Source organism: Pseudomonas sp. UMAB-08, from assembly GCF_900095225.1.
GTDB lineage: Bacteria > Pseudomonadota > Gammaproteobacteria > Pseudomonadales > Pseudomonadaceae > Aquipseudomonas.
Genome location: NZ_LT607417.1, coordinates 195,940 through 207,449 on the forward strand (window position 1 = coordinate 195,940; position 11,510 = coordinate 207,449).

Annotated in this window: 7 protein-coding genes; 4 read left to right on the top strand and 3 right to left on the bottom strand. The window is 57.5% G+C overall.

All coding sequences use genetic code 11. The annotated features are described in order from the left end of the window. Positions 1–70: 70 nt before the first annotated feature. Entirely contained in the window at positions 71–934 is an 864-nt protein-coding gene (locus tag K0F75_RS08865) for a universal stress protein (protein WP_219061500.1), read from the top strand. A gap of 47 nt (positions 935–981) precedes the next feature. Here the strand turns inward: K0F75_RS08865 and K0F75_RS08870 are convergent, their stop codons facing one another. After that, positions 982–1,455, bottom strand: a complete 474-nt coding sequence (locus K0F75_RS08870) for a DUF1289 domain-containing protein (protein ID WP_219061501.1) — start codon at positions 1,453–1,455, stop codon at positions 982–984. Between the two features lie 405 nt (positions 1,456–1,860). Here K0F75_RS08870 and acnB point away from each other — a divergent pair, with 405 nt between their 5' ends. Further along, entirely contained in the window at positions 1,861–4,461 is a 2,601-nt protein-coding gene (gene acnB, locus K0F75_RS08875) for a bifunctional aconitate hydratase 2/2-methylisocitrate dehydratase (RefSeq protein WP_219061502.1), read from the top strand. Positions 4,462–4,596: 135 nt separating this feature from the next. Here the strand turns inward: acnB and K0F75_RS08880 are convergent, their stop codons facing one another. Then, entirely contained in the window at positions 4,597–9,459 is a 4,863-nt protein-coding gene (locus K0F75_RS08880) for an NAD-glutamate dehydrogenase (RefSeq protein ID WP_219061503.1), read from the bottom strand. A gap of 499 nt (positions 9,460–9,958) precedes the next feature. Beyond that, positions 9,959–10,177: an alkylphosphonate utilization protein gene (locus K0F75_RS08885; protein WP_257604287.1), complete on the bottom strand. Its 219-nt coding sequence runs from the start codon at positions 10,175–10,177 to the stop codon at positions 9,959–9,961. Positions 10,178–10,350: 173 nt separating this feature from the next. On the opposite strand from K0F75_RS08885, the gene K0F75_RS08890 reads away from it, so the two are divergent. Beyond that, positions 10,351–10,710, top strand: a complete 360-nt coding sequence (locus tag K0F75_RS08890) for a hypothetical protein (protein ID WP_219061504.1) — start codon at positions 10,351–10,353, stop codon at positions 10,708–10,710. A gap of 44 nt (positions 10,711–10,754) precedes the next feature. Further along, positions 10,755–11,504 (top strand): amidohydrolase, encoded by a 750-nt coding sequence (locus tag K0F75_RS08895; RefSeq protein WP_219061505.1) that lies wholly within the window; start codon positions 10,755–10,757, stop codon positions 11,502–11,504. The last annotated feature ends 6 nt before the right edge of the window (positions 11,505–11,510 follow it).

The window sequence follows — 11,510 nt, forward strand, 5'->3', positions numbered from 1 at the left end:
GACTGCAACTATAGTTGTACTCAAACAGCCGCTGTGAAAATAGCCAGTCGCATCCAGGGAGATCCAACTCATGCAAGCCGTTCGCAGCATCCTCGTGATAATCGAGCCTCAACATGCCGAAAGCCTGGCCCTTAAACGCGCCAAACTGATATCCGCGGTCACTGGAGCGCATCTGCATTTGCTGGTCTACGACAAAAAACATGACCATTCGGCCCTGCTCAGCGTTCTCACGACCGGGTTGGTCAGCGAAGGCTTCAGCGTTACCGCTGAGCAGCAGTGGAACGAGACGCTGCATCAAACCATCATTGATGCTCAGTTGGACAAAGGGTGTGGCCTGGTCATCAAGCAGCACTTCCCCGATAACCCGCTAAAAAAAGCCCTGCTGACTCCCGATGACTGGAAATTGCTGCGGCTGTGCCCAAGCCCGGTGCTGATGGTCAAAACCTCGACGCCGTGGACTGGCGGAGTGGTTCTGGCGGCGGTTGATGTCGGTAACTCTGACGGCGAGCACCGCGCCCTGCATTTCAGCATCGTTGATCACGGCTTCCAGATTGCCGCGCTGGCCAAGGCGCAACTGCATGTCATCACCGCGCACCCTTCACCCATGCTGTCAGCAGCCGACCCGGTGTTTCAGCTCAAGGAAAGCATCGAAGCCCGCTACCGGGATCAATGCCGGGCGTTTCAGGCCGAGTTCGATGTCGATGACGCCCACCTGCACATCGCCGAAGGCCCGGCCGACGTGCTGATCCCCTATACCGCGCGCAAACTCAACGCCGTCGTCACCGTGATCGGCACTGTGGCGCGCACGGGTATTTCCGGCGCACTGATCGGCAACACCGCCGAAGTGGTGCTCGATTCACTGGAAACCGATGTGCTCGTGCTGAAAACCGAAGAGATCATTGCTCATCTGGAAGAGTTGGCGGCCAAGGGCTGATAGCGTTTGCGCTTGTTACATCGCCTTCGCGAAGGGCTTGAATCGATTTACCTGACGCCAAACGCATCCTTGAGAAAACCCGGAGCGATGTACCGTTCGTAATGGGCTTCTGACAGCAGAAAAAACTCGCGATCAATCGCATCGCGCAATTCTGGCAGAGCCCAGCTACGAAACTCTGGCATCAGCACCACGCCATACGCGTCGAGTTGACTGATAACCCGCGCACCGCGGGCAATCAGTTGGTAGGCCCAGCAATAGGCCGACTGATGCGGCACAAAGCGGATTTTGCGTTTTTCCAGCTGCTGACGCAGCTTGGCGGCGTCGAACACTTCAAGCTTGGCGGTCATGACCTGGACGAGCAGTTGCTCCAGGCGTAGCCAGACCGCACGCTTTTCATCCTCGTTGTAACCATTCCAGTTGATCACTTCGTGGTGGAATCGCTTGCAACCACGGCACACCAGATCCCCATAAACAGTGGAACAGAGGCCGATGCAGGGGGTCTTGATGGTTTGATTGGACATGGTCGAGAGGACGGCAACAGGCAAAACAAGCGCGCATGTTAGCCCTTTGTCTAACGAGGGTCACCCCTGAACATGCAGGGTCTAACTTACCTTTACCCGATTTTTGCCGTAGAATCATCGAGCCTTTTAAGGCGCCAATGTCCGTTAGAAGCTGTTTTCAAAGCGTCACGAGCACAGTCAAGTAACCCAGCAGTCCGGTGTTGATGCAGGTATTTCTCTTCGAAAAATCCTGTGTCGACACTCATCAGCCGTCCTGCAGGCGTAAAACTTTGAAAACAGCTTCTGTAAGAAATTACCGACTCCCCGGCCAAATGGCTCAAAAAGCCTAAAAAGCGCATGGGTGCGGATAATTTTCTGGATGAGCGTCCCGGACACCCATTTGGGACCACTGATGAGGGTAATACTGTGCTTGAAGCCTACCGTAAACACATCGAAGAGCGTGCCGCCCAGGGTATCGTGCCCCAGCCGCTTAACGCCGAACAAACCGCAGGCCTGATCGAGCTGCTGAAAAATCCCCCGGCTGGCGAAGAAGCTTTCCTTGTCGACCTGATTACAAATCGCGTTCCACCAGGCGTTGACGAAGCTGCATACGTCAAAGCTGGCTTCCTGTCCGCTCTGGCCAAAGGTGAAGCCACCTCTCCGCTGATCGACAAAAAGCGTGCCGTTGAGCTGTTGGGCACCATGCAAGGTGGCTACAACATCGTCACCTTGGTTGACCTGCTGGACAACGCTGAACTGGCGCCAGTCGCGGCCAAAGAACTCAAGCACACCCTGCTGATGTTCGACGCGTTCCACGACGTGGCTGAAAAAGCCAAGAACGGCAACGTTCACGCTAAAGGTGTTCTGCAATCCTGGGCCGACGGCGAGTGGTTCCAGAAGCGCCCTGTTCTGGACGACAAAATCAGCCTGCGCGTGTTCAAGGTCACCGGCGAAACCAACACCGACGACCTGTCCCCTGCACCTGATGCCTGGTCCCGTCCTGACATCCCGCTGCACGCCCTGGCCATGCTGAAAATGGCCCGTGACGGCATCGTGCCTGATGAACAAGGCGTGACTGGCCCGATGAAACAGATCGAAACCATGCGCGGCCAAGGTTTCCCTATCGCCTACGTCGGTGACGTGGTCGGTACCGGTTCTTCGCGTAAATCAGCTACCAACTCGGTGCTGTGGTTCTTCGGCGACGACGTTCCTTTCGTACCGAACAAGCGCTCCGGCGGCTTCTGCTTCGGTAACAAGATCGCTCCAATCTTCTACAACACCATGGAAGATGCTGGCGCTCTGCCGATCGAATTCGACGTTTCCCTGATGAACATGGGCGACGTGATCGACCTTTACCCGCATGCCGGTAAAGTCACCAAGCACAACAGCGAAGAAGTCCTGGCCACCTTCGAAATGAAGACCCCGGTACTGCTCGACGAAGTTCGTGCTGGCGGCCGTATCCCGCTGATCATCGGCCGTGGCCTGACCGAAAAAGCCCGTACCGAACTGGGTCTGCCACCTTCGACCCTGTTCAAGCTGCCTGAACAACCGGCTGCCAGCACCAAGGGTTTCACCCTGGCGCAGAAAATGGTCGGCAAGGCATGCGGCGTCGCCGGTGTTCGTCCAGGCACGTACTGCGAGCCGAAGATGACCACCGTCGGTTCCCAGGACACGACTGGCCCGATGACCCGCGACGAATTGAAAGACCTGGCTTGCCTGGGTTTCTCTACCGATCTGGTCATGCAGTCTTTCTGCCACACCGCGGCATATCCAAAGCCGATCGACGTCAAGACTCACCACACACTGCCTGACTTCATCATGACCCGCGGCGGCGTTTCCCTGCGTCCGGGCGATGGCATCATCCACAGCTGGCTGAACCGTATGCTGCTGCCGGACACCGTCGGTACCGGTGGTGACTCGCACACCCGTTTCCCAATGGGGATTTCCTTCCCGGCCGGTTCCGGTCTGGTCGCGTTCGCTGCTGCCACGGGCGTTATGCCGTTGGACATGCCGGAATCGATCCTGGTCCGCTTCAAAGGCAAAATGCAACCGGGCGTCACCCTGCGTGACCTCGTTCACGCCATTCCTTACTACGCGATTCAGGCTGGCCTGCTGACCGTAGAGAAGAAAGGCAAGAAAAACGCATTCTCCGGTCGCATCCTGGAAATCGAAGGCCTCGACAACCTGAGCATCGAACAGGCTTTCGAGCTGTCCGACGCCTCTGCCGAGCGTTCCGCTGCCGGTTGCACCATCAAGCTGTCGAAAGAGTCCATCTCCGAGTACCTGAAGTCCAACATCACCCTGCTGCGCTGGATGATCGGCGAAGGCTACGGTGATGCTCGTACTCTGGAACGTCGTGCTCAAGCGATGGAAGCCTGGGTTGCCAACCCTGAGCTGATGGTTGCCGATGCTGACGCCGAATACGCCGAAACCATCGAAATCGACCTGGCTGACATCAAAGAGCCTGTGCTCTGCGCGCCAAACGACCCGGACGACGCCCGTCTGCTTTCCAGCGTTGCTGGCGAGAAGATCGACGAAGTGTTCATCGGTTCGTGCATGACCAACATCGGTCACTTCCGCGCTGCCGGCAAACTGCTGCAGAAAGTTGAAGGTTCGCTGCCAACCCGTCTGTGGTTGTCGCCTCCGACCAAAATGGACGCGCACCAGTTGACCGAAGAAGGCTACTACGGCATCTACGGCAAAGCTGGCGCACGCATGGAAATGCCAGGTTGCTCGCTGTGCATGGGTAACCAGGCACGCGTTGAACCTAACGCTACCGTGGTGTCCACGTCGACCCGTAACTTCCCCAACCGTCTGGGCGATGGCGCGAACGTTTACCTGGCCTCGGCTGAGTTGGCGTCTGTTGCATCGATCCTGGGTCGCCTGCCGACCGTTGAGGAATACATGGCCTACGCGAAAGAAATCGACACCATGGCAGCGGACGTTTACCGCTACCTGAGTTTCGACCAGATCGCAGAATTCCGTGAGTCGGCAGCCAATGCCAACATCCCGGTAATTCAAGCGTAACGAAACACCGCGTTGAAAAAACCCCGTCCTGGTGACGGGGTTTTTTTTGCCTTCAAGACTGTCAGAGTCAGAAAACAAAAAAGCCCCGCATCTCGCGATGCAGGGCTTTTCTTGTTACCGCTTCAACTCAAACCATCAAACCACAACAGCCTGACCACTCATCGCCAGATCCAGCAACTCACGGTTGGCGACCGCATACATCGCGTAGTCAGTTCCGCTGGCCGCACGCAGCTCGACCAGCATTGCGCGCCAGCGCTCGACCATTGGCAGGTGCTGTTCAAGCCACAACGCCAGACGTGCTTCGACATCCGCTGGAGCATCCGGCATCTGCAGGACCGACACGGTGATCGCCCGTTGCTGCCAGTCGATGTCGTCACGGAAGGCTTCACGTGCCAGGGCCTGCCAGTTGTTTTCCACCGGCAGGTTGCTGATCTGTTGCAAGTACCAGGTCACGTCCAGCGCGCTGCCCACGGCGAAGTAAGCCTTGGCCACGTCGGCAGCATTCTGCCCGGTGACGTCCGACGCTTCGATGATTGGCAACAGCGTGTACAAGTGGCTGGTGCCTGCGACCATGCGCGCCAGCAACTCGGGTACGCCGGCTTCGACATACGCCTGATAACGGGTCTGCCAGACTTCCCGGGTCGGGCCTTCCAGCAGCTCGTCGAGCTTGAGACCCAACGCCGCGATGTGCGGACCGAAGTGTGCGACGTCGCGTCCAGCATCCAGTTCGTTGCGACGGCTGCGCAGGAACCAGCGCGTGGCGCGACGCCCCAGACGCATCAGCTCGTCCATCAGGGCCAGCTGGATTTCGGCCGGAACCTTGTAATCCAGCGCCTCGATCTGACGGAACCAGTGTGGCAGGTGGAAGATGTCCCGCACGATCACGTAAGCGCCCGCCACATTGGCCGCACTCATGCCAGTGGACTCTTTGAGCCGCTGAACGAAGGTGATGCCCATATGGTTGACCAGGTCGTTGGCGATCTGGGTGCTGACGATTTCGCGTTTGAGGCGGTGACGACGCATGGCCTCGGAGAACTTGGCGGCCAGTGACGGCGGGAATGCCGTCTCCATGTCGCGCACCAGATAATCGTCATCGGGAACGCGGGATCCGAGCAGTGCTTCCTTCAGGTCGATTTTGCTATAAGAGATCAGCACCGACAGTTCGGCACGGGTCAGACCATGGCCCGCCGCAGTGCGCTCGGTCAGCTGCTCTTCGGTCGGAAGGAACTCGATGGCACGGTCCAGCTTGCCCCGCGCCTCCAGATCGCTCATCAGACGCTTGTATTCAGCGATCCGCTCATAAGCGCGACGCGCGGCCAGGGACAAGGCCTGCGTCTGCTTATAGTTGTTGCCCAGCACCAGGCTGCCGACTTCGTCGGTCATGCTTTCGAGCAGCAGGTTGCGCTGCTTCTCGGTCATGTCACCGGCCTGAACGACTTCGTTGAGCAGGATCTTGATGTTCACTTCGTGGTCGGAGCAATCCACACCACCGGCGTTGTCGATGAAGTCGGTGTTGGAGCCGCCACCATTGAGGCCGAACTCGACCCGACCCAGCTGGGTCATGCCGAGGTTGCCGCCCTCGCCCACTACTTTGCAGCGCAGTTCGTTGCCGTTCACACGCAGCGCATCGTTGGCCTTGTCGCCAACATCAGCGTGGCTTTCTTCGCTGGATTTGACGTACGTACCAATACCGCCGTTCCACAGCAGATCCACCGGCGCCTTGAGCAAGGCATTGAGCAGTTCGGTCGGGGTCAGCTTGTCGGCCGTGATGTCGAAGCGTTCTTTCATCTGTGGACTGATGGCGATGCTTTTCGCACTGCGCGAGAAGATCCCGCCGCCTTCGGACATGATGCTGGCGTCGTAGTCGCTCCAGGCCGAACGCGGCAGATCGAACAAGCGCTGACGCTCGACGAAGCTGTTAGCCGGCTCAGGGTTAGGATCGATGAAGATGTGCAGGTGGTTGAACGCAGCAACCAGCAGCAGCTTGTCGGACATCAACAGGCCGTTGCCGAACACGTCACCGGCCATGTCACCGATACCGATCACACTGATGCTGTCTTGCTGGACGTTGATGTTGCGTTCACGGAAGTGACGCTGCACACCGACCCACGCGCCTTTAGCGGTGATGCCCATTTTTTTGTGATCGTAACCGGCCGAACCACCCGAGGCGAAAGCATCACCGAGCCAGAAGCCGTAATCGATGGCAATGCCGTTGGCGATATCGGAGAACGTTGCGGTGCCTTTGTCGGCAGCAACGACGAGGTAGGGATCATCCTCGTCATGACGCACTACATTGGTCGGCGGCACCAGGCCACCGTCCTTGAGGTTGTCGGTGATGTCCAGCAAACCGGAAATGAAGATTTTGTAGCAGGTGATCGCTTCAGCCTGAGTCTCGTCACGGCTGCCGCCAATCAACGGCAGGCGACGCGGAATGAAGCCACCTTTGGCGCCCACTGGCACGATGACCGAGTTCTTCACTTGTTGGGCTTTTACCAGACCCAGCACTTCGGTACGGAAATCTTCCTCACGGTCCGACCAGCGCAGGCCGCCGCGAGCAACATTACCGAAACGCAGGTGAACGCCTTCAACGCGTGGCGAATAGACGAAAATCTCGAATTTCGGCACCGGCTTGGGCAGCTCGGGAATCAGGCGCGGGTTGAACTTGAAGCTGAAGTAGCTCTTGTTATGACCTTGGGCGTCTGGCTGGTAGAAGTTGGTCCGCAAGGTAGCTTTGATCAGGTCCAGGTAGCGACGCAGGATGCGGTCTTCGTTGAGCACCTGAACGTTGTCCAGTGCCGCCAGAATCGCTTGTTCCAGACGCTGCTGCTTGTCTTCAAGGTCGTCGGCAGTCAGTTTGCGCGCCAGATAGAAGCGCGTTTTGAACAACCGTGTCAGCTCGCGAGCGATATCGGTGTGATTGTTCAGGGTGCTGGCGATATAACCCAGATCAAAGCCCAGACGAATCTGTTTCATGTAGCGGGCATAAGCACGCAGCAACGCGACATCGCGCCATGGCAGACCCGCCGTCAATACCAGACGGTTGAACGCATCATTTTCCGCATCGCCGCTCACGATGTGCACGAACGCATCTTGCAGCGTGTCATTGAGCTGCTGAATGTCGAGGTTCAGGCCTTCACCCGCCGTAAAGGCAAAGTCGTGAATCCAGAACTCGCGACCATTTTTTCGACGCAGGCGATAAGGGAACTCGCCCAGCACGCGCAGGCCAAGGTTTTCCAGAATCGGCAGGACGTCGGACAAGGCCAGCGGGGTATCGGCGTGATACAGCTTGCAATGCAGTTGCTGCTTACCGGCTTGCGCCAGCGGCTGGTAGAAGCTCATCACCAGCGGATTGGCTTCGGTCAGGCTGAGCAAATGCTGCATGTCGACCACGGCCGAATGCGCAGCGAAGCGCTCGCGGTAACCGGCCGGGAAACCTTTAGGGAAGTCGGACAGCACATTGGTGCCGTGGGCTTCGCCAAAGCTTTCGATAACGAGGCTGGAGTAATCGTCCTGCCACGAACGGCAGGCCTGTACCACTTCGTTTTCCAGCTGCTGTGCGTCGATGTCGAGACGGCTTTTCGGGTCCACTCGCAGGATCAACTGCACGCGCGCCAGGACTGACTCGGAGAAGAAGGTCCAGAATTCGCAATCGCTGGCCTTCAGGCGATCCATCAGTACTTGCTGGATTTTCTGCCGGACTTCGGTGGAGTAAACGTCGCGTGGCACATAGGCCAGGCAGTAGCAGAAGCGGCCATACGGGTCTTTGCGCAGGAACACGCGAATCTTGTTGCGCTCCTGGATCTGGACGATGGACATCACGGTGCTGAACAGCTCGTCCACCGGGGTCTGGAACAGGTCATCACGCGGCAGTACTTCCACCACCTGCGCCAATTCCTTGCCCAGATGCGCCTTGGCGTCGAAACCGGAACGACGCTCGACTTCGGCAACCTTGCGGCGAATGTAAGGGATCTGACGCACGCTCTCGCCGTACACCGACGAGGTGTACAGACCCATGAAGCGGCATTCCTTGATCACTTTGCCGGTAGCATCGATCTTGCGGATCGACACGTAATCGGGGTACGCCGGGCGATGCACGCGGCTTGGGTGTGCAGCCTTGGCGAACGACAGCAACATCGGCTCTTGCAGGTAATTCACTGCGTAGTCTTCGATGTGCAGGTCTTCTTTGGTCAGCCCTGCGCGCAGCAGCTTGGTCAGACCGAGGAAGGACGACTCGTCATACACCAGGTAGCCGCCGCCATTGTCATTACGGACTTCGAATTCTTCGTAGCCAAGGAAGGTGAAGTGGTTGTCCACCAGCCATTGCAGGAAGACCTTGACCTCGGACTTCTCGCCTTCTTCAACGGCAAACTCAAGGGTGTCGATACCGGCCAGCAGTTCGTTGATCTTGACCTTCATCGGCTCGAAGTCAGCGACCGCGATCCGTACTTCATCCAGCACTTGCTCGAGTTCACGAACCAGCACATTCATTTCGGCAGCATTGGCGCAGCGATCAATCTCCAGGTACATCAGAGATTCTTCCAGGATGTCCTCGCCGTGAGAACCCTTGGGCAACAACTCCAGCAATTCGCCATTGCTGCCGCGACGCACGCTCAGCACGGTGGTTTGCAGGGTGTGAATGCTGTAACCGCGACGGTTCAGCTCGGTACGAACCGAGTCCACCAAAAACGGCAGATCGTGATGCAGAACCTCGACCGCGGTGTGGGTCGATTGCCAGCCATGGCGCTCGTAATCAGGGTTGTAGACCCGCACTTGCGGATGAATATGTTCAAAACGTTCAAGCAGTCGCCAGGCAGACAAGGTGCAACCGGCCAGGTCGGATAGCCGGCGCTGGGTCAGTTCATCAAGGGAAATAATGCCGAAGAATTGCTCAGCGAACAGCGCCACTTGTGGCAGTGCCTGTTCACTGATGTGCTGCGCCAGTGCCGCTTGCAGTTGATGCTGGAAGTCGGACTTGCTGGCTGCGGTGAAGAACGCCATCTGTGGTACTCCGCTTGGGCTTTTTATTGATGGAAGCGTCGCATCCCGTTCAGGGGATCGCCATCACGCGTGCTGGGTTTCAAACAAAAGCAGCACAGCATGACAGGGTAGTGAAGCTAAAGAACAAACGCTCGTCACGATCGGGTAGTCACATTCATTTTCCCGGGAGTGAACCCGGCGAAGAAAATGGGCATCTACAAAAACGACTGCCCAGGCGGGCTGTGTCTTTAGAGGTGTCCATCCTGCTGCGAAGCTTAACGATAGCGGGCCCGGCCCTGCTTGCGGTGCTGCGACATATTCGGTCATCGGCACGTAACAGGCGCGCGAAATCCCCTCTAAACAGAGGTCGACACCGAATGAGGTGTTCTTGAATGATCAAGGGAAGGCATTGCCGATACTGAGAAGAGGATCACAGCCAGCAGGATGAAGCGGGGGATTGTGGGTAAAACGTCACGGGGTGCGATTGCGCACCCCTGGACAAGCAGCCGATGATCAGGGATCAGGCTTTTTTCAAGAACTCGGTACGCAATACCAGGCCTTTGACTTTCTCGACCTTGCATTCAACTTCGTCTTCGTTATCGGTCAGGCGAATGCCCTTGACCATGGTGCCGCGCTTCAGGGTAACCGAAGTGCCTTTGACTTTAAGGTCCTTGATCAGCGTCACTGAGTCGCCGTCGGCCAGTTGGGTGCCATTGCTGTCTCTAACAATCAGGGTCATATCGAGTAAACATTCTTAAGCATTACGAAGGTGTAATGGCCCGCATTATAGCCCCTGCCCCGACCAATAAAAACCTAGCGGGCCGCTGGGACATAGCGTGTAATTAACCGACAAACAATCGCCGAGACTGGCAAAATCGCATTCCGCCCGTCTCGATAGATCAGGAAACCATCATGCAAATCAACACGACCGCCCTCATCGTCAACCCATGCGATGACGAATACGACGACATGGCCTTGTTCTGCTGCCACGGGGAAACAGGCGATCTGTTCTCGCTCACCCGCTTCCCTGACGAGAATCAGGTGGAGATCACGGTCGGTGACGACAAGACAATCACCCTGGAAAATTTGAAAGTCACCCTCAGCGCCGAACGCCTGCTGGTTGAAATCGACCCCGCCGACGCTGAGCAGCTCGAGGGTCATGTCACCTATGAAATTCGTCACTCGACACCGGCGGACGAGTTGCGTGATGTCCAGGAAACCCTGGAGATCATTCTGGAAGACATCGGCACCTACGTCAGCGAAATTGCCTGAACCCCATCGTTTGATCGTTAACCGACACCAAGACGGGAACAGTCATGACCCCATCGATTTTCGATGCTCACTGCCACATCATTGATTCGCGCTTTCCCCTGGTGCCCAACAACGGTTATCTGCCCGAGCCTTTTAGCGTCGAGGATTACCTGACCCAAACCCGGCCACTGGGCGTCACCGGCGGCGCCGTGGTGTCCGGCTCTTTCCAGGGCTTCGACCAGGGTTATCTGCTCGACGCCCTGCATCGACTGGGGTCAGGCTTCGTTGGCGTGACCCAATTACCTGGTCGCGTGACCAACGCCGAACTGCAAACCCTGAATGGCTTTGGGGTGCGCGCACTGCGGTTCAACCTCAAACGCGGCGGTTCGGAGCAACTGGACCAGCTTGAAGCGCTGGCCCATCGCGTGCATGAGCAAGTGGGATGGCACTCCGAGCTGTACATCGACTCCCGCGAGTTGCCCGAGATTGAACAACGCCTGCTGCAATTACCGGCGATCAGCATTGATCATCTGGGTTTGAGCAAAGAAGGTCTGCCCAGTGTCCTGCGCCTGGCCGAAAAAGGCGTACGTATCAAGGCCTGTGGTTTTGGTCGGGTGGACTTCCCGGTAGCCTCGGCCCTGAAAGACATTTTCGCCGCCAACCCCCACGCCCTGATGTTCGGCACAGACCTGCCCTCCACCCGCGCGCCACGGCCGTTTGCAGCGAGCGATATCGAGCTGCTGATCGATGCAGTGGGCGAACAAGGCGCACGGCTGGCGCTTTGGGACAATGCGGCGGCATTTTATCGGGTGTAAGTACTG